The 23,969-nt window shown below is 69.3% G+C and carries 30 protein-coding genes, 1 tRNA gene and 2 pseudogenes; 26 read left to right on the top strand and 7 right to left on the bottom strand.

The window, feature by feature from the left end; translation table 11 throughout:
* Positions 1–18: 18 nt before the first annotated feature.
* The 7 genes from B277_RS09275 to B277_RS17490 are packed head-to-tail and all read left to right on the top strand — an operon-like array spanning position 19 to position 4,980.
* The gene (locus B277_RS09275; protein ID WP_007927538.1) at positions 19–804 is read left to right on the top strand and encodes an ABC transporter ATP-binding protein; all 786 of its coding nucleotides are present in this window, start codon (positions 19–21) and stop codon (positions 802–804) included.
* Positions 805–835: 31 nt separating this feature from the next.
* Complete coding sequence (locus tag B277_RS09270) at positions 836–1,285, top strand: NfeD family protein (RefSeq protein WP_128277158.1); 450 nt, start codon at positions 836–838, stop codon at positions 1,283–1,285.
* 27 nt (positions 1,286–1,312) lie between these two features.
* A complete protein-coding gene (locus B277_RS09265; protein WP_007927536.1) occupies positions 1,313–2,500 on the top strand; it encodes an SPFH domain-containing protein in 1,188 nt (395 codons plus the stop codon).
* A gap of 55 nt (positions 2,501–2,555) precedes the next feature.
* Entirely contained in the window at positions 2,556–3,329 is a 774-nt protein-coding gene (locus B277_RS09260; RefSeq protein WP_040881279.1) for a sulfite exporter TauE/SafE family protein, read from the top strand.
* Positions 3,326–4,051, top strand: coding sequence for a sulfite exporter TauE/SafE family protein (locus B277_RS09255; protein ID WP_007927534.1), 726 nt, complete (start codon positions 3,326–3,328; stop codon positions 4,049–4,051). The genes B277_RS09260 and B277_RS09255 overlap by 4 nt, the downstream gene beginning before the upstream one ends.
* 9 nt (positions 4,052–4,060) lie before the next feature.
* The gene (locus B277_RS09250) at positions 4,061–4,870 is read left to right on the top strand and encodes a TrmH family RNA methyltransferase (protein ID WP_007927530.1); all 810 of its coding nucleotides are present in this window, start codon (positions 4,061–4,063) and stop codon (positions 4,868–4,870) included.
* On the top strand, positions 4,867–4,980 hold the full coding sequence (locus B277_RS17490) for a DivIVA domain-containing protein (RefSeq protein WP_128277069.1): 114 nt from the start codon (positions 4,867–4,869) through the stop codon (positions 4,978–4,980). Before B277_RS09250 ends, B277_RS17490 begins: the two co-directional genes overlap by 4 nt.
* Positions 4,981–5,015: 35 nt before the next feature.
* On the opposite strand, the gene B277_RS09245 is transcribed toward B277_RS17490, so the two are convergent.
* Positions 5,016–5,495: a YbhB/YbcL family Raf kinase inhibitor-like protein gene (locus B277_RS09245; protein ID WP_040881268.1), complete on the bottom strand. Its 480-nt coding sequence runs from the start codon at positions 5,493–5,495 to the stop codon at positions 5,016–5,018.
* Between the two features lie 122 nt (positions 5,496–5,617).
* Here B277_RS09245 and B277_RS09240 point away from each other — a divergent pair, with 122 nt between their 5' ends.
* Both B277_RS09240 and B277_RS09235 read left to right on the top strand, forming a co-directional pair.
* Positions 5,618–6,055 (top strand): VOC family protein, encoded by a 438-nt coding sequence (locus tag B277_RS09240; RefSeq protein WP_007927526.1) that lies wholly within the window; start codon positions 5,618–5,620, stop codon positions 6,053–6,055.
* A 115-nt stretch (positions 6,056–6,170) separates the two neighbouring features.
* Positions 6,171–6,256: transfer RNA gene (locus B277_RS09235), tRNA-Leu, on the top strand.
* A gap of 47 nt (positions 6,257–6,303) precedes the next feature.
* On the opposite strand, the gene B277_RS17485 is transcribed toward B277_RS09235, so the two are convergent.
* The gene (locus B277_RS17485) at positions 6,304–6,903 is read right to left on the bottom strand and encodes a hypothetical protein (protein ID WP_007927524.1); all 600 of its coding nucleotides are present in this window, start codon (positions 6,901–6,903) and stop codon (positions 6,304–6,306) included.
* Positions 6,904–7,010: 107 nt separating this feature from the next.
* Between B277_RS17485 and B277_RS17480 the strand changes: the two genes are divergently transcribed.
* The 7 genes from B277_RS17480 to B277_RS09200 all read left to right on the top strand — a co-directional run bounded on the left by B277_RS17480 (position 7,011) and on the right by B277_RS09200 (position 10,906).
* Positions 7,011–7,499, top strand: a complete 489-nt coding sequence (locus B277_RS17480) for a hypothetical protein (protein WP_128277071.1) — start codon at positions 7,011–7,013, stop codon at positions 7,497–7,499.
* Entirely contained in the window at positions 7,496–7,765 is a 270-nt protein-coding gene (locus tag B277_RS09225; protein ID WP_007927521.1) for a hypothetical protein, read from the top strand. The genes B277_RS17480 and B277_RS09225 overlap by 4 nt, the downstream gene beginning before the upstream one ends.
* 77 nt (positions 7,766–7,842) lie before the next feature.
* The gene (locus tag B277_RS09220) at positions 7,843–8,280 is read left to right on the top strand and encodes a hypothetical protein (RefSeq protein ID WP_051987984.1); all 438 of its coding nucleotides are present in this window, start codon (positions 7,843–7,845) and stop codon (positions 8,278–8,280) included.
* 239 nt (positions 8,281–8,519) lie between these two features.
* Positions 8,520–8,687: a hypothetical protein gene (locus tag B277_RS17970; RefSeq protein WP_007927517.1), complete on the top strand. Its 168-nt coding sequence runs from the start codon at positions 8,520–8,522 to the stop codon at positions 8,685–8,687.
* Positions 8,688–9,080: 393 nt separating this feature from the next.
* Complete coding sequence (locus tag B277_RS09210) at positions 9,081–9,458, top strand: TIR domain-containing protein (RefSeq protein WP_007927515.1); 378 nt, start codon at positions 9,081–9,083, stop codon at positions 9,456–9,458.
* A 465-nt stretch (positions 9,459–9,923) separates the two neighbouring features.
* Complete coding sequence (locus tag B277_RS19085) at positions 9,924–10,439, top strand: hypothetical protein (protein ID WP_007927512.1); 516 nt, start codon at positions 9,924–9,926, stop codon at positions 10,437–10,439.
* Entirely contained in the window at positions 10,436–10,906 is a 471-nt protein-coding gene (locus tag B277_RS09200; protein ID WP_007927510.1) for a hypothetical protein, read from the top strand. The genes B277_RS19085 and B277_RS09200 overlap by 4 nt, the downstream gene beginning before the upstream one ends.
* A gap of 14 nt (positions 10,907–10,920) precedes the next feature.
* On the opposite strand, the gene B277_RS09195 is transcribed toward B277_RS09200, so the two are convergent.
* Positions 10,921–11,112, bottom strand: coding sequence for a hypothetical protein (locus tag B277_RS09195; protein WP_007927508.1), 192 nt, complete (start codon positions 11,110–11,112; stop codon positions 10,921–10,923).
* 433 nt (positions 11,113–11,545) lie between these two features.
* Here B277_RS09195 and B277_RS09190 point away from each other — a divergent pair, with 433 nt between their 5' ends.
* Entirely contained in the window at positions 11,546–11,851 is a 306-nt protein-coding gene (locus B277_RS09190) for a hypothetical protein (protein WP_238539391.1), read from the top strand.
* A gap of 1,283 nt (positions 11,852–13,134) precedes the next feature.
* Here B277_RS09190 and B277_RS09180 read toward each other — a convergent pair.
* The 3 genes from B277_RS09180 to B277_RS09170 form a co-directional block, all read right to left on the bottom strand.
* Positions 13,135–13,647: a hypothetical protein gene (locus B277_RS09180; RefSeq protein WP_156811767.1), complete on the bottom strand. Its 513-nt coding sequence runs from the start codon at positions 13,645–13,647 to the stop codon at positions 13,135–13,137.
* Positions 13,648–13,744: 97 nt separating this feature from the next.
* The gene (locus B277_RS09175; RefSeq protein WP_007927501.1) at positions 13,745–14,713 is read right to left on the bottom strand and encodes a hypothetical protein; all 969 of its coding nucleotides are present in this window, start codon (positions 14,711–14,713) and stop codon (positions 13,745–13,747) included.
* A gap of 91 nt (positions 14,714–14,804) precedes the next feature.
* Entirely contained in the window at positions 14,805–15,911 is a 1,107-nt protein-coding gene (locus B277_RS09170) for a sterol desaturase family protein (protein WP_040881266.1), read from the bottom strand.
* A 228-nt stretch (positions 15,912–16,139) separates the two neighbouring features.
* Here B277_RS09170 and thrS point away from each other — a divergent pair, with 228 nt between their 5' ends.
* Positions 16,140–18,188, top strand: coding sequence for a threonine--tRNA ligase (gene thrS, locus B277_RS09165; protein WP_007927499.1), 2,049 nt, complete (start codon positions 16,140–16,142; stop codon positions 18,186–18,188).
* Between the two features lie 143 nt (positions 18,189–18,331).
* The gene (locus B277_RS09160) at positions 18,332–18,796 is read left to right on the top strand and encodes a GNAT family N-acetyltransferase (RefSeq protein WP_007927497.1); all 465 of its coding nucleotides are present in this window, start codon (positions 18,332–18,334) and stop codon (positions 18,794–18,796) included.
* A gap of 2 nt (positions 18,797–18,798) precedes the next feature.
* On the opposite strand, the gene B277_RS09155 is transcribed toward B277_RS09160, so the two are convergent.
* Positions 18,799–19,503 carry a DUF6882 domain-containing protein gene (locus B277_RS09155; RefSeq protein WP_040881276.1) on the bottom strand — a complete coding sequence of 235 codons (705 nt, stop codon included), beginning with the start codon at positions 19,501–19,503 and terminating at the stop codon, positions 18,799–18,801.
* Positions 19,504–19,581: 78 nt separating this feature from the next.
* On the opposite strand from B277_RS09155, the gene B277_RS09150 reads away from it, so the two are divergent.
* The 7 genes and pseudogenes from B277_RS09150 to B277_RS09125 form a co-directional block, all read left to right on the top strand.
* A complete protein-coding gene (locus B277_RS09150; RefSeq protein WP_007927493.1) occupies positions 19,582–20,136 on the top strand; it encodes an HIT family protein in 555 nt (184 codons plus the stop codon).
* Between the two features lie 75 nt (positions 20,137–20,211).
* Positions 20,212–20,850, top strand: a complete 639-nt coding sequence (gene pgsA / locus B277_RS09145) for a phosphatidylinositol phosphate synthase (RefSeq protein ID WP_007927492.1) — start codon at positions 20,212–20,214, stop codon at positions 20,848–20,850.
* Positions 20,847–21,101: pseudogene (locus B277_RS19560) on the top strand (LpxL/LpxP family acyltransferase); the annotation flags it as partial. The gene pgsA and the pseudogene B277_RS19560, both read left to right, overlap by 4 nt.
* 58 nt (positions 21,102–21,159) lie before the next feature.
* Complete coding sequence (locus tag B277_RS09140; RefSeq protein ID WP_007927487.1) at positions 21,160–21,783, top strand: phosphatidylinositol mannoside acyltransferase; 624 nt, start codon at positions 21,160–21,162, stop codon at positions 21,781–21,783.
* On the top strand, positions 21,780–22,967 hold the full coding sequence (locus tag B277_RS09135; protein WP_007927484.1) for a glycosyltransferase family 4 protein: 1,188 nt from the start codon (positions 21,780–21,782) through the stop codon (positions 22,965–22,967). The genes B277_RS09140 and B277_RS09135 overlap by 4 nt, the downstream gene beginning before the upstream one ends.
* Positions 22,964–23,536, top strand: coding sequence for a hypothetical protein (locus tag B277_RS09130; protein WP_040881264.1), 573 nt, complete (start codon positions 22,964–22,966; stop codon positions 23,534–23,536). The genes B277_RS09135 and B277_RS09130 overlap by 4 nt, the downstream gene beginning before the upstream one ends.
* Before the next feature lie 37 nt (positions 23,537–23,573).
* A pseudogene (locus tag B277_RS09125) lies at positions 23,574–23,969 on the top strand (hypothetical protein); the annotation flags it as partial.

Genomic DNA, 23,969 nt, shown 5'->3' with positions numbered 1-23,969 from the left:
GCTGGGTAGGGTCGAGCCATGAGTGATGTCCTCGCCCTGGCCGGTGCCACCGTCGTGCGTGGCGGGTCGACTCTCGTCGCGGATGTCGACTGGGAGGTCGAGGAGGGGCAGCGCTGGGTCGTCCTGGGCCCCAACGGTGCCGGCAAGACGACGCTGCTCCAGCTCGCCGCGGCCCGCATGCACCCGACGAGCGGGGTGGTCGGTGTGCTCGGTGAGGTCCTCGGTGCGGTCGACGTCTTCGACCTGCGTCCGCGCATCGGCCTGGCCTCTGCATCGCTCGCCGAGCGGATCCCGAAGGGGGAGCGGGTCGCCGACGTCGTCGTCACCGCCTCGTGGGGAGTCGTCGGTCGGTGGCGTGAGCGCTACGACGACCTCGACCACGCGCGCGCGGGCGAGCTGCTCGAGGCCCTCGGCGCGGCGCACCTGGCCGATCGGACGTACGGCACGCTCTCGGAGGGAGAGCGCAAGCGGGTCCAGATCGCCCGGGCCCTCATGACCGACCCCGAGCTCATGCTCCTCGACGAGCCGGCCGCGGGTCTCGACCTCGGTGGGCGCGAGGACCTGGTCCAGCGTCTCGGCGCCATCGCCGGTGACCTCGAGGCCCCGGCCCTGGTCATGGTGACCCACCACGTCGAGGAGATCCCGCCGCACTTCACCGACGTGCTCCTGCTGCGCGAGGGCCGCGTCGTCGCCCAGGGGCCGATCGAGATCACCCTGACCGAGGCCAACCTGTCGCAGACCTTTGGTCTCGATCTGGTGCTGGAGCAGCACGGAGAGCGTTGGTCGGCCCGCGCCCGGGCATGATGGTCGGACACGAGACGAAGGGGGAATGACCGTGGAGTGGTTGGGAGACAACCTCTGGCTGGTCTGGTTGGGCCTGGCGCTGGTCCTCATCGCGATCGAGGCGGCGACCGTCGACTTCGTCTTCGTCATGCTCTTCGGAGGAGCGCTCGTCGGGGCCGCTGCGGCCGCACTGGGTGCGCCGGTCGTCGTCCAGATCGTGCTCGCGGTGGCCGTCGCGCTGCTTCTCATCGGGGTCGTGCGCCCCATCGTCAAGCGACAGTTCACCAATCCGGCGGCATCCGCCGACATCGGGTCGGGGGCCCTGAGCGGGCAGACCGCGCGGGTCCTCGAGACGGTCACCGAGACCGACGGTCGGGTGCGCCTGGCCGGGGAGACGTGGAGCGCCCGCGTCCCTGACGGCGAGGCCGCCTGCGAGCCGGGCGCCGAGGTCAGCGTCGTGTCCATCGACGGTGCGACCGCCATCGTCACCCGCCGAGACTGACGGCTCCGCCCGTCGAAAGGAACGCCCATGGGACCCACCATCCTGATCTTCGTGGCGGCGCTGCTGATCTTCGCGCTCGTCATCCTCTTCAAGACGGTGCGCATCGTGCCGCAGCAGACCTCGCTCATCATCGAGCGGCTGGGCCGCTACTCGCGCACCCTCGAGGGTGGCATCCACATCCTCGTGCCCTTCGTCGACAAGGTGCGCGCGAGCATCGACCTGCGCGAGCAGGTCGTGAGCTTCCCGCCGCAGCCGGTCATCACCTCGGACAACCTCGTCGTCAACATCGACACGGTCATCTACTACACGGTCATCGACTCCAAGCGAGCCGTCTACGAGATCGCCAACTTCATCCAGGGCATCGAGCAGCTGACGGTCACCACGCTGCGCAACGTCATCGGCTCGCTGGACCTCGAGCAGACCCTGACCAGCCGCGACCAGATCAACGGCCAGCTCCGCGGCGCGCTCGACGAGGCCACCGGGCGCTGGGGCATCCGGGTCAACCGGGTCGAGCTCAAGGCGATCGACCCGCCCATGTCGATCCAGGAGTCGATGGAAAAGCAGATGAAGGCCGAGCGCGACCGTCGCGCCGCGATCCTCAACGCCGAGGGCGTCAAGCAGTCCCAGATCCTCACGGCCGAGGGTGAGAAGCAGTCGGCGATCCTGCGGGCCGAGGGCTCGGCCCAGGCCGCGGTCCTCGAGGCCCAGGGCCAGTCGCGGGCCATCAAGCAGGTCTTCGACGCGATCCACCGTGGCAAGCCGACGCAAAAGCTGCTCGCCTACCAGTACCTGCAGGTGCTGCCCCAGCTCGCCACCGGTGATTCCAACAAGATGTGGATCATCCCGAGCGAGCTCACCGATGCCCTGCGCGGCATCGGTGGGGCGCTCGGTGGTGGCGACGGCGACGGCCCGAAGGGGGGCCTGGACGCCGAGGACTGGGTCGACCCCGGCCCGGAGGACGCCAACGTCTTCGACCAGACCTCGCTCGAGGACCCGGGCGATGCCCTCGCCGAGGCGCGCGGGCAGGCCGGTCAGGCCAGCCGCGAGGCCACCGAGCACGCGACGCCCGCGTCCCGGGTGCAGCCGGCGATGGGACCCGGTGTCCGCCTGCCCGAGCAGTCGGCGCCGCGGCAGTCGCCCGAGGCCCCTTCCGCTGACGAGCCCGGCGAGCCGCCGGCCGGCGATGCGTCCGGCGAGGCGCCTCAGCAGCCCTGACCCGCGAGCACCCCGATGACCGGACACCCGGTCCACCGTCACTAGGGTGGGCCGGGTGTCGTGGGTGGAGATGGGTGCAGTGGTCCTCGCCGGGGTGTGGGCGGGGGCGATCAACACCCTCGTGGGCTCGGGGACGCTCGTGACCTTCCCGGTGCTCCTGGCCATCGGCACCCCGGCTGTCACGGCCAACGTCTCCAACTCGATCGGCCTCGTCGCCGGTGGGGTGAGCGGGACCATCGGGTACCTGCCGGAGCTGAAGGGGATGGGACGTCGGGTCCTGCAGCTGGTCCCGATGTCGGTTCTCGGGGCGATCACCGGCGCGCTGCTCCTGCTGTGGCTGCCGCCGGAGGCCTTCGAGGCGATCGTCCCGGTACTCATCGGCATCGGCATCCTGCTCGTGATCTTCGGCCCTCGGCTGCAGGCGTGGAGCAAGGCCCGCCACGAGGACGGCGGCCGGATGCCGACGAGCCACCTGGTGGCGCTCATGGCCGGTGTCCTCGTCGCGGGCGTGTACGGCGGCTACTTCGGTGCCGCTCAGGGGGTCATCCTCATCGGCCTGCTGTCCGCCCTGTCGACCGAGCCGCTGCAGGCGCTCAACGGGCTGAAGAACGTCCTCGGCCTCTTCGTCAACGCGGTCGGTTCGCTCGTCTTCATCGTCACCGCACCCGAGCTCATCGACTGGCGGATCGCCCTCCTCGTCGCCGTCGGCGCGATCACCGGGGGTGTGCTCGGCGCGAGGTACGGCCGACGGCTGCCGGCCAATGTCCTGCGCGCCGTCATCGTCGTCGTGGGCCTCGCGGGCCTCGTGAAGTTCGTGTTCTTCCCGTGACGGGCTGGCTCGACCCGGTCCTGCTCTCCCTCGGCCTCGTCGTCATGTGCGGGTCGATGGTGCAGTCGACGATCGGCTTCGGGATCGCGGTGGTCGCGGCTCCCTTCGTCGTCATGCTCCGGCCCGACCTCATGCCGGCCTCGCTCATCGTGTGCGTGTTCTTCCTGCCACTCCTCCAGCTGCTCGGTGGCGCTCGGGAGATCGCGTGGCGACACCTGCGCTGGGCGCTCGGCGCCCGCATCCTCGCGACACCGCTCGGAGTGGCGCTCGTCGCCGTCGCCTCGGCCGATGCCATCGCCCTGACCGTCGGCGTGCTCATCCTCGTGACGGTCGCCGCGTCGGTGTGGGCCGTCGACATCGGGCTGGACCGGCGCAACTCAGCCCTCGCCGGGGCGATCACGGGCGTCTCAGGGACAGCGGCCTCGATCGGTGGGCCCTTCTTCGCGCTCGTGCTGCGCCACGAGCGGCCCGAGTTGCTGCGCGGCACCCTCGCGGCCTTCTTCCTCGCCGGCACGGTCATCGGGATGACCGGTCTGGCGATCGGTGGGCAGGTCGACCGCGAGGACCTGCTCGCGGGGCTGGTGTGGGCTCCCTTCGTCCTCGTGGGGCACCTGCTGGCGGGGCCGGTGCGACGACGGATCCGGCCGGAGTCCGTGCGGCGGGGGGTGCTCGTCTTCTGCGTCATCGCGAGCATCGGGGTCATCGCTCGCGCTCTGCTCTAGCCTCGGCCTGTGCCGATCCTCATCACCGACCCGACCGACGAACGCCTGCGCGACTTCGTCGGGCTGACCGACGTCAAGCTGCGCAAGGTGCTCGAGCCCGCCGGTGGGCTCTACCTCGCCGAGAGCGAAAAGGTCATCCGGCGGGCACTCGCTGCCGGCCACCGGCCGCGGGCCCTGCTCATGGGGGAGCGGTGGCTCACCGACCTCGCCGACGTCGTCGCGGACGCCGAGGCGAGCGGGGTACCCGTCTACACCGGGTCGGCCGAGGTCATCGAGGGGATCACCGGCTACAACCTCCACCGCGGGGCGCTGGCGTCGATGCACCGACCGCAGCTGCCCTCCCTGACGGAGGTACTGGGCGGGGCACGGCGGGTGCTGATCATCGAGGACGTCGTCGACCACACCAACGTCGGGGCGATCTTCCGGTCGGCCGCGGCACTCGGGACGGACGCGGTGCTCGTCACGCCTCGGTGCGCGGACCCGTTGTACCGCAGGGCTATCCGTGTATCGATGGGGACGGTCTTCCAGGTGCCGTGGACCCGGATCGACCCGTGGCCGGCCGCGATCGCCGACCTGAGGGAGGCAGGCTGGACCGTGGCCGCGCTGGCCCTCGCCGACGACGCGGTGGGCCTGGACGAGCTCGCCGCCGACCCGCCGGAGCGTCTTGCGCTGGTCCTCGGGACCGAGGGCGACGGTCTGGCGCGACGTACGTTCGAGCACGTGGACGTGACCGTGACCATCCCCATGGCCGGGGGAGTGGACTCCCTCAACGTCGCCGCGGCGGGAGCCGTCGCCGCCTGGGAGCTGAGGGTGCGATGAGCACCGGCGCCCGACCGTCCTTCACCCGGACCCGCTGGCGTGAGGGCTATGCCCTGTCTGACGTCGACGACTTCCTCGACGAACTCGCGGCGGGCCTGCCCGATCAGTAGGGCCGACCCGCCGCGCAGCGTGGGGTGCGGCAGCGTCAGCTGCGGTACATGCCGGTGATGACGGCGCGCCCGATCGTGTGCTGGAGGTAGTTGAAGGCCGCCACGGTGCACGAGACGGAGTCGTCGATGCCCAGGTCGTCGGTGTCGAGCGCGTGGACGGCGAAGACGTAGCGGTGGGCGATGTCGCCCTGCGGCGGAGCCGCGCCGCCGAAGGCCTTGGTCCCGTAGTCGGTCGCGGTCATGAAGGCACCCTCGGGCAGCTGTGCTCCGCCCTCGACCCCCGCGCCCTCGGGCAGCGAGGTGGTGTCGGCCGGGAGGCCGACGACGGTCCAGTGCCAGAAGCCGGCCGGGGTCGGCGCGTCAGGGTCGAAGCAGGAGATCGCGTAGCTCTTGGTGCCCTCCGGGGCGCCCGACCAACGCAGCTGCGGGCTGAGGTTGCCGCCGGTGAAACCCCAGTCGTCGAAGACCTGGGCGTGGGCGAGGGCGCCACCGTCGGTGAAGCTCTCGCTCGTCACCTCGAAGGGCGTCGTGGTGGGGAGGAGGTCGGTAGGGGGACGGTGCGGTCGGTCGCGTGAGGTCCATGCCATCGACACTAGCGGGCTGGATTATCAGTGCGCTTTCGCGTTAGGTGGAGATCATGCTCCCAGGACGACGACCGCCCCACGACTACCTCGGCACCGTGCTCGGCACGCCCGACCCGAGGGGACTGGCCCGCTTCTACGCCGAGGTCCTCGGCTGGCGCATCCACAGCGACGACGAGGACTGGGCGACGATCGCGCCGGAGCGTGCGCACGTGTACCTCGGCTTCCAGCTCGAGACCGAGCACAGGTCGCCGGCTTGGCCCGCGCTGGAGGGCGACCAGCAGATGCAGATGCACCTGGACATCGAGGTCAGCGACCTCGAGGCCGCTGTCGCGGCGGCGCTGCGTCTGGGCGGACGCCTGTCCGAGCACCAGCCACAGGAAGAGGTCCGCGTGCTCATCGACCCCGCCGGACACCCCTTCTGCCTCTATGTCGGCGCTCCCGAGGAGGCCTCGCAGACGCCGAGCACTGGCGCTCTGCCGACCGTGGAGTGAGACCACCGGCGAGGCCGCGACGCCCGCCACACGGCGGATTTCGCACTCGCGTCATCCGCGTGTAAAGTTTCACGTCGTTGCCCCGGTGGCCCCCACACCACCGGATGCACCACTCGTCCGGGTGGCGGAATTGGCAGACGCGCTAGCTTGAGGTGCTAGTGCCCGTATTAGGGCATGGGGGTTCAAGTCCCCCCTCGGACACAGAGGGTCGTTTGCGTGGAAACGTGTTTCACGTTTGTACGGAACGCCTAGAGAAGGGCCGGACTGCTCAAGATCGAGCGGTCCGGCCCTTGTCGTTGTCCATGAGGGTCTGAGATCGGCTCTACGCCCGGGTGGCCGGGCCGACGAAGGCTCATTGGAGCCCCTGCAAGTGTCCTGCGCCGACGTTCGGGCAGGCTGAAGCCGTGCGGTCCATCTGGGGTGAGGTCGTGCGCGTGGCTCAGGCGTCGGCTTCCACAGGCGGGGCGTTGGGCTCGATGGTCGTCCAGCCACGAGTGGCCTCTCGACGGCGCACGCGCTTGATGGGGGCGGACGCGATGGTGGTCACGCCCACCTGATCTGAGCCAGGCAATGATCTTGCGCACGTTCGTGGCTGCGATCATCACTGCGAGGCTGAAGAGTTGGGCGATGAAGCCACGCCGGGGACGCAGTTCGGGATCGTCCACTGGAATGAAGCGACCGTCCTTGACCGACTTGTTCACCGACTCGACGCTCTGACGGCCCGTCGTGTAGTGCTCCTGCCAGTCTGGTGAGCGGTAGGCGTAGGTCTGCTCGTATTTCGCCCCGACCGAGGGTGGGAAGGTCATCGTCTTCTGCTCGCAGACCTTGGGAGCAGGGTTGAGGAGCATCAGCGGCAGGACCGGGCCTTGGGGCGGTCGAGCGAACGTGGGTGGGGCTCGCGACGCGGGCAAGAAGCGGTGGCGGAGGCCCCAACAGCGGGACAGGCGAGTCGGGTGTGGCCTTCGGCGTCCGCTCGCTCCTTGGGCTTCAGCGCGTAGCGGTCTCGTTGCGCGATGCGCTCTGCGTAGGTCGTCCCGCTGATGCGCTCGGGGTCGCCCTCCTCGCGGAGGAAGTAGTCGATGGTGGCCTGAGCCCTGACGACGCGGTGCCCGAGATCGAGGGCATCCTGAGGGACGCCAAGAGAGACCCAGACCTCGTGGCCAAGGCCAAGGCCAACAGCGACGCCGACTTCAACGCGGACAACACCGTCGTGGCCTCCGTGCTGAGCAAGTTCATCGACCGCCGCGAGAAGAGCGAGGAGATCGTCAACGCTCTGTTGAAGGGGCAGAACATGGACACGTTCGCCCAACTGCTTGCCATGCTCGGCTTCCGGGAGTACCTCGCCACCGTCGACTACCACTTCCCGAATGAGAACGTCGCTGTCGAGGTCGAGGCTCAGCCCTCTCAATCGACTGCCAAGGTGAATGAGGAGGCCAAGGCGTGAACGTCCCGTTCGAGATCACATCCGGCCCCGGACAGTCCTACTTGATGCGTAACGTCAGCGGCCAGACGGTCGACCTCGTGACCGTGACGGTGGATCACCCAGAGGGCCTGACGCGCGACCTTCCATCCGAAGAGACGTTCGGTCCCGGAGCCTCGAAGAAGTTCCTCGTGCTGGCCACGTGGCAGACCGGAAGGCCGGTCGAGGTGCTCGTTTCTTGGGACGTGCACCCCACCCCGTACGCCCTTCCCCTGCCTCCGAAGAACTGAACTCGTGCCGGACTGGATAGCCGCTGGAGCCGGTCTGGGTGGCGGTTGTCGCTCTGATCGCGTTCATCTGGGGACGGGTGGACATCTACAAGGAGCGTGCAGCGCGGGAGGAGTCCGCGGCCCGCTCGCAGGCCATGGCGAACAGCATGGACCGTATGACCAGGGCGGTGGAGACTATGGCCGATACCACCTCCACGCCCGCCCAGGTCGAGGCCGCGTCCGCTCAGGCACGCAATTCCATCCGGTGGAGGATCAGGCAGGTGGACCGATCTTCGAACCGCGTCGTGTACGAGTTGGTCAACGCCGGAGATGGCATTGCGACGGGCGTGAGCGCGTCCGCCCCCGAGGGCTACAACGCGGCGAACATGCTGCACAAACTCCCTGTGGACGCGACGGTGCACCCCCACGAGGGTGTCCGGTTCTACCTCACCATGAGGATGTCGGTCGTGCCCATGGCCAGCATGCAGGTGCGCTGGGACGGGGGCGATGAGATGGTCCCAGTCACCGACCTCTGAGGCCGGACTGGGGACGAAACTACAGCGGTGTCATTAGCACCAACTAGACTTGCCCGCAAGAGCACCGAAGCCCCGGAATCTCCGGGGTGGGAGCATCCAGGGCTTGGCGTCTAGTTGGGCGAACTAGGACTCCGACTCTAGCCGCTCCCGTGGCAGTGCTCCCAATGGGCCCTCGGCCCAGAACGGAGGCGAGCCAGATGGCACGCACCGCGAGTAGGAGCGCCCGCACCGGACGCTTCGTGAGCGCTTCGACGGCACGTCGTAGCCCCCGGACCACCTCTACCGAGCGCGTCGGTCGGGGCACGTCCAACAAGACGACCGTCAACCGATCCACGATCACCGGACGGTTCGTCAAGGAGTCCACGGCCCAGCGTCACCCGGGCACCACGATCAGTCAGCAGGTCTGATCATGGGCTCAGGCTTCAAGATGACTCCCGGGTGGGAGAAGGCTCTGGAGAACGCTGTCCAGCCTGCGCTGAAGGACATCGCGTCTGACTACCAGAAGATGTTCGACAGCCTGCTGCGTCGCTACAAGGGTCACCCCCGTCTCCGAGATCAAGCCCGTGCTCCGGCGCAAGTGGTCTCGGGTCGGCGGTTCGATCTCCGATCCGGAGTTGACCGACTACGCGACGCTGATCAGCGAGGGCACTCGCATCCAGATGAAGGTCAAGTAGGAGGTCGAGTCGGGGCGCGACGGCGAGGGGAAGCACCCGTCGCGCCCCCCGGCTGCTCTCGGCACGGACAGGGCTGTCGGTGCTGGGTGATAGGCATGACCTCGACATCGACAGATAGGACCTGACATGGCCAACAAGACCGTCTTCATCGCCTTCGCCATGGAGGACGAGAGGACTCGCGACCTCTTCGTCGGACAGCGGAAGTTGGGCAACACGCCTTACGACTGGACCGACATGAGCGTCAAGAACCCCTATGACACGGAGTGGAAGGAGCGGGTCCGGGCACGCATCCGCCGCTCCGATGGGGTCATCGCACTCATCAGCAGCAGCACCCCTGACGCAGCCGGGCAGTTGTGGGAGATCAAGTGCGCTCGCGAGGAGGGAAAGCCGCTCCTCGGCATCTGGATCGAAGACGGCTATCGGACCAAGCCGGTCGAGATGGGGACGGCTCCCTGCAAGACCTGGACCTGGCAGAACGTCGGGGACTTCATCGACGGGCTCTGACGTGCTGCGACGCGCACTCGTGGTCGGCATCGACCACTATCCATCCTTCGGCAACCTCGGGGGCTGTGTGAATGATGCGGTGGCCCTTACGCCGGTCTTGGCGCGCAACGAGGACGACACCCCCAACTTCGAGGTGAAGACCCTCACCGCCCCGGTCGGGACCGGCCACGTCAGCCGCGACGATCTGCTGGAGGCGTTGGACCGCCTGTTCGCCCCCCGGCGTCCACATGTCCCTCCTCTACTTCGCCGGGCACGGCGCACAGGTCGCGGGCGGAGCCGACGTGACTCTCGTGACCTCTGACGGCACTCAGCAAACACCCGGCGTCAGGTTCAGCGAAGTGTTGGAGAGGATCAATGCCTGCGACCAAGAGGTCGCGGTCATCCTCGACTGCTGCTTCTCTGGGGGGCGCGGGCGGCGTCCCTGCCGCAATGACCGCCGGTTCAGTCCTTCGGCAAGGGGTGTCGATGCTTACCGCGAGCCGAGCAGATCAGACGTCTGCCGAGACGCCAGCGGGCCGAGGGCAGTTCTCCGCCTACCTGGAAGGCGCGCTGGAGGGCGGAGCGGCGGACGTCCTAGGTCACCTGACGTTGGCGGGCCTCTACTCCTACCTTTCCGAGGCATTCGGAACATGGGACCAACGCCCCATGTTCAAGGCGAATGTCGACCACCTCCAAGACATCCGTCGTTGCGACCCTGCCGTGCCGCTTTCGACACTGCGAAGGCTTCCCGAGTGGTTCCCGACGCCGGACCACGTGTTCCCCCTCAATCCCTCATACGAGCCGGACAAGCGCGACTCGGGCTTGGAGCCCCACCCTGAGCACGAGGCAGTGTTCAAGCAACTCCAGAAGTGCGCGTCCGCGAAGTTGGTGGAGCCGGTGGGCGCTGACCACATGTTCTTCGCCGCGATGCAGAGCGAGGGTTGTAGGCTCACGCCCCTCGGCAGGCACTATCGCCACATGGCCTCCGAGGACCGGCTATGACGATCTACGCAGTCTCGGGCCACCAAGAGGCACCGCAGTCGGTTTGGAGTCTGCTGGTGGCCCGGCTGCCAGCCATCCTTGGTGGCCCACCGTTCGTAGGACTATCCAGTCTGGCTGCCGGGGCTGATCAGAAGTTTGCCGAGGAGGTCTTGGGCCTAGGTGGACGACTGCACGTCGTCCTGCCCAGCGTGAACTACGAGTCATCGTTCGAGCAGGAGGCTGACCTCCTTCAGTTCAGGGCGCTCCTTTCGAGGGCTTCCGAGGTCGAGACGTTGGACTTCGCGGAGCCGACCGAAGATGCCTACCTGGCTGCCGGGAAGCGCGTTGTCGACCTCTGCGACGTCCTCGTGGCCGTCTGGGACGGCCTCCCCGCCCAAGGGAAGGGCGGGACGGCTGATGCAGTCGCCTACGCGTATTCGCTCAGCAAGCCGGTCACCGTGATCTGGCCTCCAGGGGTTCGCCGATAGTCGGGTCGGTGAGGCTACGAACCGCCGACCCACGCCTCCTCCAGCAGCACCGAGGCCACGACGTACTCCACCCTGTCCCGGTCGAGCGTGGGGGAGACGCGGACGAGGTGTTCGACAGCCACCTCCGCGACTGCGAAGGCGCTCGTGATCACGGCCTGTAGGGACGGGTCGGTGGGGACGCTGGCGGGGCTGGTCTGCTCTCTCATGCGCCTGGACTGTAGCCAGGCCCTGCGACACGGCAACCCGGCCTCCCTGACCGGGCTGGGAACGGCGGAGAGTTAGCGCGGGAACACCTCACGGCGGGAGCCGAGGATCGTCGCTACACCGCAGGCCAGGCGCGGAATCTGGAGCCGTACAAACGACCCACAGATTGATCGAAGGCCCCCGGTTCGCCGGGGGGCCTTCGTCGTGCTCCGTGGGATGTCGTCAGCCTGCCCGCAAGGAGGCCGGACATGGGTAGGAGTCACCATGCGCGTGGTCGGGATCCTGTGGTGTGGTCGTCGCAGCAACTGGACGACGCGAGGGGATCACAGATGAGCACTGCGGGACGAAAGCGACCGGCGATTCATCGGCGGGTGGTCCGTGGTCGGGACCGTGGGAATGGTGCTGGGACTGACCGCGTGCAGCAGCACTCCGCCGGTGGACGAAGGGGAGGTCCGGGCCGCGGTGTCCAAGGTCGAGGGCGTCTCCTCCGTGGAGGTGCGGGTGCGCAAGGGCGGCGGGGTCTCCGGGTGGAAGCTCGAAGGCAGGGTTGGCCTTCCGGCTGATGAAGCTGAGGCTCACGCGGTGTATGAGGAGTGCCTGCGGGCCTTGTCGACGGTCCCGGTGAAGGCGGGGGCGAACTTCAAGATCAGGCTCTTCGGTGAGTCGTCCGGGAAGGTGATCCCGCCGAGTAATGTGGGCGTGCCCGACACATGGGGTGCCCTGCGCGAGCACTTCGCGTAAGGGCTGTCGAATGTGCTCAGCCGGACACGGCGCGGCCTCGTTGCCGACACCTTCGCGCCCTTCGTGCAGTCGTGACCAGGGTGCGCTGGACGCCTTCATGGTGTCCATAGGTGATGGCTCTACTGTCGAGGGCGTTGATGTCGAAGTGCGGAGGAAGTAGCAATCGTGTCAGTCATCCGTAGAAGAACCGCACTCTTGGGGAGCGCTGCCATCATGCTGGGACTTTCTGCGTGCTCGAGCGAGCCACCGATCGACGAAGGCGAGGTCCGAGACGCCGTTGCCGGCGTCACCGGAGTCACATCAGTGGATCTTCGGATGCGCGAGGGCGGCGGGGTCTCAGGCTGGTTCCTCGAGGGAACGATTGGGCTTCCGGCAGAGGAAGGGGAGGCGGAGGCCGTCTTCGAGTAGTGCCTTCGCGTCATCGCGAGGGTGCCGACCACGTCCGACAGAAACTTCTCGATCGCTATATACGGCGAGACATCGGGGCGGACGATCGTGCCCGGCGATATCGGCGTCCCCGAGACCTGGAATCGGATGCGCGAGCAGTTCAATTGATCTGTTCCTGGCCCGCCTGTGGTTGCTGAGGCGATGGTGCTCATGTGCGGCCGCGACCATGCGCTGGGGCATAGCGGAGCGGTTCACACCAGGCGCGAGGCCCCGATCCTGTGGTGGGGTCGTGGCAACACCTGGACGACGCGAGGGGGATGAGACATGAGCACAGTCGGCAGGAACGGACGGGCTGTTCACCGGCGGGTGGTCCTGGTCGGGGCCGTGGGGGCGGTGCTGGGACTGACTGCGTGCAGCAGCACTCCGCCGGTGGACGAAGGGGAGGTCCGGGCCGCGGTGTCCAAGGCCGAGGGCGTCTCCTCCGTGGAGGTGCGGGTGCGCAAGGGCGGCGGGGTCTCGGGATGGTTCCTGGAGGGGACGATTGGTCTCCCGGCAGAGGAGGCGGTTGCTCACGCGGTGTATGTGGAGTGCTTGCGAGCTCTGTCGACTGTCCCGGCCAAAAGTTCGCTCAACTTCAGGATCGCGCTGCTAGGGGAGACGTCGGGGCGGTTGATCGGACCAAGGGTCGTCGGCGTCCCCGAGACGTGGCGCCAGTTGCGCGACCACTTCAGGTAGGCGTCGGTCGGCACGAGGGTTGCTGCGGACACGGTGAAGGTGTCCAGTGCCAGTGTGGAGCGAGCGCCCCCGGTGAGGGTCAGCCTCAAACGCAAGGTGCCTCCGCGGCCCTCTTCCCGGTGAGGAGCTGGGAGTCGTCGATCTGCCACGTCTTGCCTTGGTCAGGTGTGTGGAAGCTGACCAGGTGCACGTTCTCCTGAGGGCCCTTGGGCGCTGGCTTGTTGTCGTTGTTCGGATCGGTGGTGACGTCCTTGTCGCCCTTGAAGTAGCGGGCCGTGGAAGTGCTGCACTGGTACAGCGTCAGGTTCCAACCGCCGGGGGGCGTCGGGGTCGGACGTGGCGAGGTGGACTGAGTTGACCTTGACGGTGCCCTTCTCGACAACGCCGGCTTCCTTCATCGCCGTGACGTTGCGGTTGAAGGTGTCGATGTAGTCCTCGGTGGCCCAGGGCGTGTCGTCCGACAGCTTCGTGTTGGGGTCGTGTGCGCGCCGCTTGGATTCGGTGGCTCTGGCCGCATCGACGGCGTAGTCGTCGTCGTAGGTCAGGTCGGCCGAGCTGCTGGACGTGCTGGTCGTGGAGGATCCTTCGCTGTCTGAGCCGCCGCAGGCGGTCAGCCCGATCAGGGCGATGGCGCACGCGGTGGCCTGGATCGTTCGGCTGGGCGTGGTGCGCATGGTGTCCTCTCGGTCGGTGGCGACGGATGTCGCGTCAAGGTCCCCGTGCCTAGCCCAGCACGCGGTCGACGCGCGCATCTCGACACGAGACGCGTTGTCAGTCAGGTGCCAGCAACGTGTCCGCGAGGGCGTTGAGGGTGGTGCCCCACAGGGCGGGTGGGTCGATGAGGCCGAGGGTGCGGGAGTCAGGGTGGTCGGTCGTGATCCACCAGCGGGTGTCGGGATCGAGCTCTTGGGGGTGGACATCGATGTCGCCGACGGAGGTGGAGGCTTGCACGTGGATGCGGGTGGTCGCCCGGGTGGCCAGATCGTCGGTGGTCACGCCGAGTGCGGTGGTGAGGGTGTCCCGGCTGGCGTCGGGAAGCGCGGTGGCGTTGACGCGCGCGTGGGTGAGGGCGTCGACGAGGGCGTGGCCGAGCTGCTCGGGCGCATCGGCGGGGACGGTGGTGATCCATCCGTTGGGAGCGCTCCCCGGGTCGGCGCGGATGGACGTGAGTGCTTGGACGGCCCACTGGTTGCCGTGGCGCGTGAGGATGGCTTCGGCGAGGTTGGGGATGTCGTCGATCGCGGCAGTGGGCGCACCGTCGGTCGTAGTCGCTGCTGTGGGGGTGCGAGGGACGACCTTCTCGCTGAGGCGGGCTGCCTCGGCGAGGGCCTCACGGGCTCGGGTTGCGATGTCCGCGGCTTCACGGGCGGGGGGCAGCTCGGGGTGTCCGCTGTAGCCCCTGCCGGCGACGGTCTCGTAGGGGGCGAAGAGGACGTCGCCGTCGATGAGGGTGATGCCCACGTGGGTGGTGGCGGCTTCCATCGCCCGCCAGGTCGGGAAGCCGAGCTCGTCGCTGACGGGTGTGACGTCGATGGAGGCCGCCTTGGGGAGCTGCTCCGCGGGCTCCTCGCGGGAGCGCGCAAGTGCCGCGGTAATGGCCTCGGCGAGCTCGGTGCCGCTGGAGCGGGTGGTCAGGTGGTGGAACTGCCCGTTGGGCCAGTAGAGCCCGGCCCGGGACAGGGAGGTGACGAGCAGACGCTCGCCGTGCTGGGTGATCTCGGCGCGCGGGTAGATCGGCATCAGGGACGCTCCTTGGCGAGGTTCACACCTGCACCTTCTGCTCCTGCGAGGTCCTCGTCAAGCGCTTCGCCCGTGGGCCTCGTTCCGGTACTCATGCCACGTGCTCCTCGTACTCACGGTCGCCGCGGAAGGGCATGAGGTGCTGGGCCACGAGCCCACGCGGCACCGTCTCCAGACGCAGCACGCCGTACTCCTCGGGCCAGCTGCCGTCACGCGGGAGCTTGAAGCTGCCCACGAGCATGTCGACGACCGGCAGGTGGATCGCGTAGTTGCGGTCCCAGTAGTCGACGTGGCGGGCGTGGTGCCAGTGGTGGTAGCGGGGCAGGACGACGAGGTACTCGAGCCAGCCGAAGCGGACCCCGATGTTGGCGTGGGCGACGACGGCCTGCAGCCCGACGATGATGACGTAGGCGTTGACGGCAGCGGCCGAGAAGCCGAGGACCATGAGCGGCAGCAGGACGATGCTGCGGGTCAGGACCGTCTCCGCGAGGTGGACCCGCGAGCCCGCGAGCCAGTCGAGGTCGCGGCTCGAGTGGTGCACCGCGTGGAAGCGCCAGAGGGTCTTCACCCGGTGGTAGGCCCGGTGCAGCACGGCCTGGGCCAGGTCGGCGACGAAGACCGCGAGCAGGACCTGCAGCCACAGCGGCATCCCGACGACGAGCGCCTTGACCGGGTCGACCGCGATGGCGGCGGCCACCGTCGTCGTGGAGGCCGTCACGAGGATGAGGATGAACTGCACGAGCACGTGGCTGAGGAAGAAGTAGCAGATGTCGGTGCGCCAGCCGCCCCGCAGCACCGGGTGAGGGCTGTGGGCCAGGTAGCGCTCGAGCGGGATGAAGACGATCGCGGAGAAGAAGAGCGAGAGGATGAACCAATCCACCCCGAGCGAGTAGGGCGTCGCCTCGACCTTGTCCAGCGGCACCGAGGTCCCGCCGAGCAGCACCGCGGCGGTCGCCGAGGCCAGGCCGGTGAGGGCGAGCCGGCGCCGCTGATCGGCGAGCACCGCGACGGTCCCGGCGACGAAGGTCGTGACGAGCCCGACGAGGAGCAGGCCGCGGGCGAAGTCCGACGTGTAGACCGGCCGGAACTCCTGGCTGGTCAGCGCCTCGGGGAAGTGGAAGCACAGCACGGCGAGCAGGCTCAGGACCCCGCACCAGACGGCGGTGTGGGGGAGCAGGATGCGGTCCTTGGCGAACATGATCCGACCGTAGGGAGGACGAAGGGGGTCGCACATGGGGTCTGCTACTCACCGTGGGCTTCGAGACGCCCGCTGGGCGGACTCCTCAGCCAACCCGGGGAGGCGCCCGCTGCGGACTCCTCAGCCAGCGGCACGGTGGGGCGAATGCGTTGGGGGGTCCCCCCTTCGCGGGGATAGAGTTCGACGGGTGCCCGCCCGGGCACCTGAACCCGTCCCACAGGAGTCCACGTGTCTGCCCAGATCACCATCACCGTCGCCGGCGACGAGCGATCGGTGGACCAGGGCACTACCGCGGCCGATCTCTTCGAGGGGGACCGGGCGGTCCTCGTGGCCCGGGTCAACGGCGAGCTGCGCGACCTCGCGCACGAGCTCGCCCAGGGTGACGTCGTCGAGCCCGTCACCGCCCAGGAGCAGGACGGCCTCGACGTCCTGCGCCACTCCACGGCCCACGTCCTCGCGCAGGCGGTCCAGCAGATCAACCCCGACGCCAAGCTCGGCATCGGTCCGCCGATCCGCGACGGCTTCTACTACGACTTCGACGTCGCCGAGCCCTTCACGCCCGAGGACCTCAAGGCCCTCGACAAGGCGATGCAGCGGATCATCAACGAGGGCCAGACCTTCGTGCGCCGCGAGGTCAGCGACGACGACGCGCTCGTCGAGCTCGAGCACGAGCCCTACAAGTGCGAGCTCATCGGCCTCAAGGGCGGTGCCTCCGACGACGCTGCCGAGGGTGCCTCCGTCGAGGTCGGCGGTGCCCAGCTGACGATCTACGACAACGTGCGCCGCGACGGCACCCGCGCCTGGGGCGACCTGTGCCGCGGCCCGCACGTGCCGACCACCAAGGTCATCGGCAATGCCTACAAGATCATGCGCAGCGCCGCGGCCTACTGGCGCGGCAGTGAGAAGAATCCGCAGCTGCAGCGCGTCTACGGGACCGCCTGGCCGAGCAAGGACGAGCTCAAGGCCTATCTCGACCGCCTCGCCGAGGCCGAGAAGCGTGACCACCGCAAGCTCGGTCGCGAGCTCGACCTGTACTCCTTCCCCGACGAGATCGGCTCCGGCCTGCCCGTCTTCCACCCCAAGGGTGGGGTCATCAAGCGGGAGATGGAGGACTACGTCCGTCAGCGGCACATCGAGGAGGGCTTCGAGTACGTCGGGACCCCGCACATCGCCAAGGAGGGGCTCTTCCACACCTCCGGCCACCTGCCGTACTACGGCGAAGGGATGTATCCCCCCTTCGACGTGGACGGCATGGACTACCGGCTCAAGGCGATGAACTGCCCCATGCACAACCTCATCTACCGGAGCAAGCAGCGCTCGTACCGCGAGCTGCCGCTGCGCCTCTTCGAGTTCGGCCACGTCTACCGCCACGAGAAGTCCGGCGTCATCCACGGACTGACCCGTGTGCGCGGCTTCGCCCAGGACGACAGCCACTCCTACGTCACCAAGGAGCAGGCGCCCGACGAGATCCGCCACCTGCTCGACTTCATCCTCGGGCTGCTGCGCGATTTCGGTCTCGACGACTTCTACCTCGAGCTGTCCACCCGGGACGAAGGGGGCGACAAGAGCTCGAAGTTCATCGGCAGCGACGAGGACTGGGCCGAGGCGACGTCCGTCCTGGAGAGCGTATGCCGCGAGACCGGGCTCGAGCTCGTGCCCGACCCTGGCGGCGCCGCCTACTACGGCCCCAAGGTGTCGGTGCAGGCCCGTGACGCCATCGGCCGCACCTGGCAGATGAGCACCATCCAGTACGACTTCAACCAGCCGTCCGCGGACCGCTTCGCGCTCGAGTACCAGGCTGCTGACGGCTCCCGCCAGCAGCCGGTGATGATCCACTCGGCGAAGTTCGGCTCGATCGAGCGCTTCATCGGGGTCCTCGTCGAGCACTACGCCGGCGCCTTCCCCGTGTGGCTCTCGCCGGTGCAGGTGCTCGGTGTCCCGGTGGCCGAGGAGTACAACGACTACCTCTGGGACGTGCTCCAGCAGATGCGGGCGAAGGGGATCCGCGTCGAGCTCGACGACAGCGACGACCGCTTCCCCAAGAAGATCCGCAATGCGAGCAAGGCCAAGGTGCCCTTCACGCTCATCGCCGGTGAGGAGGACCGCAGCAACAACGCGGTCTCCTTCCGCTACCGCGACGGGTCCCAGGAAAACGGGCTGCCGATCGAGACCGCCATCGAGCGGATCCTCGCGGCCATCGAGGCCAAGGACCAGGTGACGTCGGCGCCGAGCCTGACCAACCCCGGCCCCGACGCCGCCCCTGCCGGCACCATCTGACCCGCTCCGCCTGACCGGCCTGCGCATTTCCCTAGGGAAATGCGCAGGCCGGTGGTGATTTCCCTAGGGAAATGTGGGGTCTGGTGGTGATTTCCCTAGGGAAATGCGGACGGTGGGGGCGGTCCTTGGCTAGGTTGCGGGGCATGACGACCCGGATCCGGCCGATCGAGCGCGACGACGCCCTGTCGCTCGCGGCCCTTCGCCTGCAGCAGGACCGGGAGGTGGGCCGGGCGACCCGACCCGGCTTCCTCACCGACTACGCCGACGCCCTCCTGGCGGACTTCGACGGCTACCGAGGATGGATCGCCGAGGAGCACGACGGCCGACCGGTCGGGTGCGTCCTCGCCCACCGGGTGCGGAAGCTGCCCACCCTCGGGCACGTCGGACGACCCGAGTGGTGGTACGTGCAGCAGGTCTTCGTCTCGACCGACCGCCGCCGCGAAGGGGTGGGTCGCCGCCTCCTGCACGCGGTGCAGGAGGCGGCCACCGCCGAGCGGGTCCGCTGGGTGCGGCTGAACTCGAGCGACGCGGGGCGACCGCTCTTCGACGCGGTGGGATTCACCGGGCCGGTCGACCGGCTGCGCGAGTGGGTCCCGCCGAAGGCCTGACGTCAGCCCTGTGCGTGCAGGCTCATGCTCGCGTTGGTGATCCGCTGCTGGTCGTCGAGACGGAAGGTGATCGAGCCGGTCTCGTCCGACAGGACGATCTGCTGCCCCTGGTCGTCGACCGAGAAGCCCTCGCGGTGCTCCGCGAGACCGAGGACAGCCGAGCGGTGGTCGGTGATGATCCCGCTGGTGAGCACCGGCTCGACGCGCGAGGCCACCTGCATGAGGCTCGGCTCCGGGACGTCGATGCCCTCGAGCACCATGACGAGTCGGGTACCGCCGCCGGCGTTCACCGTGTAATAGGGGGAGATGCGCGTCGCCTCGACGCCCACGCAGGCGGCGAGGTGGCCCAGGTGGGCCGTCGTCGCCGCGATGTCGTTGCCGGCCTCGAAGGGCAGCTCCGGCGACGTGAGGTCGGTGATGCCGAAGCGCTCGCCGAGCTCCTTGACCCGGCCGGCCACCTCACCGCCGCCCTGGGGGTGTGCCCAGCCCCAGAGCATCGACTTCGGTCCCGGGGCGACCGAGGCAATGAGGTGGCAGCGAGCGGTGAGGGTGCGCTCGGCGCCGACGAACTGCAGCGTCCCTTCCTGCAGGTGCCCGGCGATCTGGTGGTCGCCCACCTGCTCCTCGAGCGTCTCGGCGAGCAGCGTCTGGCGGAGGGTGGCGTAGTAGGCGGCCCGGTTGGCGACATTCTGCAGTCCTGGATGCATGTCGCCATCCTGCCGCGACCCGACCCCCGTGACGAAGGGGGAGGACTCCCCTTCGTCACGGCGTGACAGGATCGGCGCATGACGCAGCACGACCACCCGACCGAGGACGACCGCTCCCTCGTGGGCGTGCCCGACGGCTTCGACCGTCTCTGGACGCCCCACCGGATGGCCTACGTGACGGGGGAGCGGCCGAGCGACGAGGCGGGGGACGGGTGCCCCTTCTGCGTCGCCCCCGACAAGGAGGACGCCGAGGGGCTGGTCGTCCACCGCGGCGAGACCTGCTTCGTCGTCATGAACCTCTTCCCGTACAACGCCGGCCACGTGCTCGTCTGCCCGTACCGGCACGTCTCGCTCTACATCGACCTCACCGACGAGGAGACCGCCGAGTTCACCGCTCTCACCAAGGCGGCGATCCGTGCCCTGCAGGCCTCGTCCAACCCCCACGGCTTCAACCTCGGGATGAACCAGGGCGCCGTGGCCGGGGCCGGCGTGGCCGCCCACCTGCACCAGCACGTCATCCCGCGATGGGGTGGCGACATGAACTTCCTGCCCATCGTCGCGCAGACCAAGGCCCTGCCGATCCTCCTCGAGGACGCCCGGCAGGCCCTCGTGGCGGCCTGGCCGCCGGCGTAGCCCAGCGGCCGGGGTGCACCGACGCCAGCGCGGCGGTCGGGGCAGCGGCCCGTGCGCGGTTACGCTTGACCCGCCATGCTCAATCGATACGCGCGCGCCGCGGTCACCCGGATCCTCACCCCGGTGGCCAAACTCCTCAACCGCTGGGGTGTCAGCCCCGACGTGGTGACGATCCTCGGCACCATCGGGGTCTGCGTCGGCGCGCTCGTCTTCTTCCCGCGGGGACAGCTGCTCGTCGGGGTGCTCGTCATCACCGCCTTCGTCTTCTCCGACACGATCGACGGCGTCATGGCCCGCCTGCTGGGGCGCACGAGCAAATGGGGGGCCTTCCTCGACTCGACCCTCGACCGGATCGGTGACGCCGCGATCTTCTCCGGCCTGGCAATCTGGTTCTTCCAGGGCGGCGACGACCGCGTCATGTCATGGCTGGCCCTGGCCTGCCTCGTGCTCGGCAGCGTCGTCTCCTACGCCCGAGCCCGCGCCGAGGGACTGGGCATGACGGCGAGCGTCGGCATCGCCGAGCGGGCCGACCGCCTCGTCGCGGCGCTCGTGACCACGGGGCTCGTCGGCCTCGGGCTGCCCGAGGTCGTCCTCAAGGTGGTGCTCGCGGTCCTCGCCGTGGCGAGCGTCATCACGATCCTCCAGCGGGTCCTCTTCGTGCGTCAGCAGGTGCTGGCCGAGGAGGCTGCCGACTCGACGCCCGCGACGTCGTGAGCCGCCTGCGGCACCGGGCGACCGTGTGGGCCTTCCTCCTCGCGTGGCGGGTGCTGCGGCTGCTTCCGGAGGGGCTGGCCTACCGCCTCTTCGACCTTGCCGCCGACCGCACGTACGCGGCGAACTCCGGCTCGGTGCGGCGGCTGCGCGCCAACTACGCCCGAGTGCGCCCTGAGCTGACCGCCGCAGAGCTCGAGGCGCTCGTGGCGAAGGGGGTGCGCGCCGCCCTTCGCTACTACGTCGAGGCCTTCCGCCTGCCGGCGGTCACGGGGGAGCAGGTCGACTCCCGGGTCCGCTTCGAGGGGGGCGATGCCGCAGCTCAAGGAGCACCTGCGTGCGGGCCGGCCCGTCCTGGCCTTCCTCGGTCACACGGGCAACTGGGACCTCGCCGGGGTCTGGTGCGCACGTCACCTGGGGACCGTCGTCACGGTGGCCGAGCGGTTGGAGCCCGAGGAGATGTTCCGCGCCTTCCTCGACTACCGCGAGAGCCTCGGCATGGTCATCCACCCGGCCGAGCACGGGACCTTCGCGCGGCTGCGCGAGCAGCTGGCGACGGGGGAGCCGGTCGTCATGCCCCTCCTCGCCGACCGCGACCTGTCGGCCACCGGCGTCGAGGTCGACCTGTGCGGGCACCGCGCGCGCATGGCCGCCGGGCCGGCAGCGCTGGCGGTGGAGACCGGCCTGCCGCTCTACCCCGTCACCCTGCGGCACGAGCGCCTCGGGCGCACCTGGGGCATGGTCGTGACGATCCACGATGCCGTCGACGTGCCGTCGGCGGAGTGTGCTGACGCCGTGGGGCGCACGACCCAGGCCTGCGCCGATGCCTTCGGCCGGGCCATCACCGAGCACACCGAGGACTGGCACATGATGCAGCGGGTCTTCGTGGAGGACCTCGACCCCGCACGTGACGCGGAGCGACGGAGGGCGGCATGAGGGTCGGTCTCGTCAGCCCGTACTCCTTCGACGTGCCCGGAGGGGTCCAGTTCCACATCCGGGACCTCGCTGACTACCTCGTCGCCCACGGGCACCACGCCTCGGTGCTCGCACCGGCCGACGAGGGCACCGAGCTGCCGGACCACGTCGTCCCCGCCGGGCGTGCCGTCCCGATCCGGTACAACGGGTCGACGGCTCGACTGCTCTTCGGGCCCGTCGCCGCGGCCAAGGTCAGCCGTTGGCTCGAGGAGGGCGACTTCGACGTCGTGCACATCCACGAACCCCTGGCGCCGAGCCTGTCGGTGCTGGCACTGTGGGCCGCGTCGAGCCCGGTGGTCGCGACCTTCCACACCTCCAACGTCCGCTCCCGCGTCATGCAGGCGGCATACCCGCTGCTGCGCCCGTCGTTGGAAAAGATCCACGGGCGGATCGCCGTCTCGGAGGATGCGCGACGCACCGTGACGACCCACATCGGTGGCGACGCGGTCGTGATCCCCAACGGCGTCGACACCGGAGTCTTCGCCCGGGCGACCCGCGACCCGCGCTGGTCCGGGGCTCCGGGGCGGCCCACCCTGGTCTTCCTCGGCCGCATCGACGAGCCGCGCAAGGGCCTGCCCGTGCTCGCTGCCGCGATGCCCGCGATCCTCGACGCGATACCGGGCGCCCGGCTCCTCGTCGTCGGGCCGGGCAGCGTCGAGTCCGCCCGGGCCCGGCTGCCCGAGCGGGTCCTGGCTGCGACGGAGTTCCTCGGGGCGCTGTCCGACGAGGACAAGGCGAGCGCTCTCGCCTCGGCCGACCTCTACATCGCGCCGCACACGGGCGGGGAGAGCTTCGGCATCGTCCTCGTGGAGGCGATGGCGGCCGGGGCCCCGGTCCTGGCGAGCGACCTCTCCGCCTTCCAACGGGTGCTCGACGCCGGCCGGTCGGGCATGGCAGGGGCGCTCTTCGCCAACGAGAGCGCGGAGGACCTCGCGGCTCGGGCGGTGGAGCTGCTGCGCGACCCGGCACGGCTGCGGGTGCTGTCCGAGCGTGGCCGCACCCGTGCGCAAGCCTTCGACTGGCAGGTCGTCGCCCGCGAGATCGTGGCCGTCTACGACACGGTCGTCGACGCGGGTGGCCACCAGCGTCAGGTCACCCGGCTCCGCCCGGGCCTCGACGCCCGAGCGGGAGGGGGGCCGCGATGACTGCGGTGAGCTGGATCGTCGTCGCCATCTGCCTCGTCCTCGTGCTCGCGTGGTACCTCTCGTACAGCGCGGCACGCCTCGACCGCCTGCATGCCAAGGTGGAAGGGGCCCTGTCCGCCCTCGACGCCCACGTCGTCCGGCGTGCCGAGGCGAGCCTCGAGCTGGTCAACTCGGGGGCGATCGATCCCGCGAGCGGATTCCTCATCGCCGCGGCAGCGAGCCAGTCGCTCGAGCGGGTCAACGAGCACACCTTCGAGTCGGACCTGCTCGAGGGACAGCACTTCGCCGGGCGCGAGAGCGTCGAGAGCGAGCTGACGGAGGCCCTGCTCGCCGCGCTCCCGCCCGAGGTGGTGCTCGAGGTGACCTCGGCCGGCGGTCCCGGCGCCGCTGCCCTGGACCGGGTGCGCGAGGCCGGACTGCGCGTGCAGCTGGCTCGCCGCTTCCACAACGACGCGGTCAAGGAGGTCCAGCGAGTCCGGGCCAAGCGTGTCGTCCGTGTCTTCAGGCTGGCCGGCCACGCCGACCTCCCGCAGACCGTCGAGTTTGACGACGCCCTGCCCTCGGCCTGATCTGGCGCCACGGCCCCCGCTTGGGCATGATCACCCCATGACCCTCGCGGATCTCACCCTCTTGGCTCCGGTCAACGGGCTGCTCGGCCTCGCCGGCATGCCTCGTCTGGCCCTCGAGCACCTGGTCGCCGCCCAGGCCGTGCTCCTCGTCGGCGACCAGCTGGCCGCAGCACTGCCGGCCCGCAGGCGTCGGCGTCGCCGTAGCCGCGGAGGAGGCATCGGCTTCTTCGGCCTGTGCTGCTGCATCCTCCCGATCGTGGTCGTCGGTGTCGTCGGCTACCTGCTGTGGAAGCGCAGCCAGAACGGCGGCAACACCCAGGTCGTCGGGGGGCATCAGCCCTTCGCTGCCGGTCACCAGGTCCCGCCGCCCCCGGGCGGCACCCCCCAAGCACCGCCGCCCCCCGGTGCCTCGGACCAGGTGCCCCCGCCCCCC

Source organism: Janibacter hoylei PVAS-1, assembly GCF_000297495.1.
Classification (GTDB): Bacteria; Actinomycetota; Actinomycetes; order Actinomycetales; family Dermatophilaceae; genus Janibacter; species Janibacter hoylei.
The sequence above is the reverse complement of the archived record's forward strand: the minus strand, read 5'-3'. Positions and strand labels throughout refer to the sequence as shown.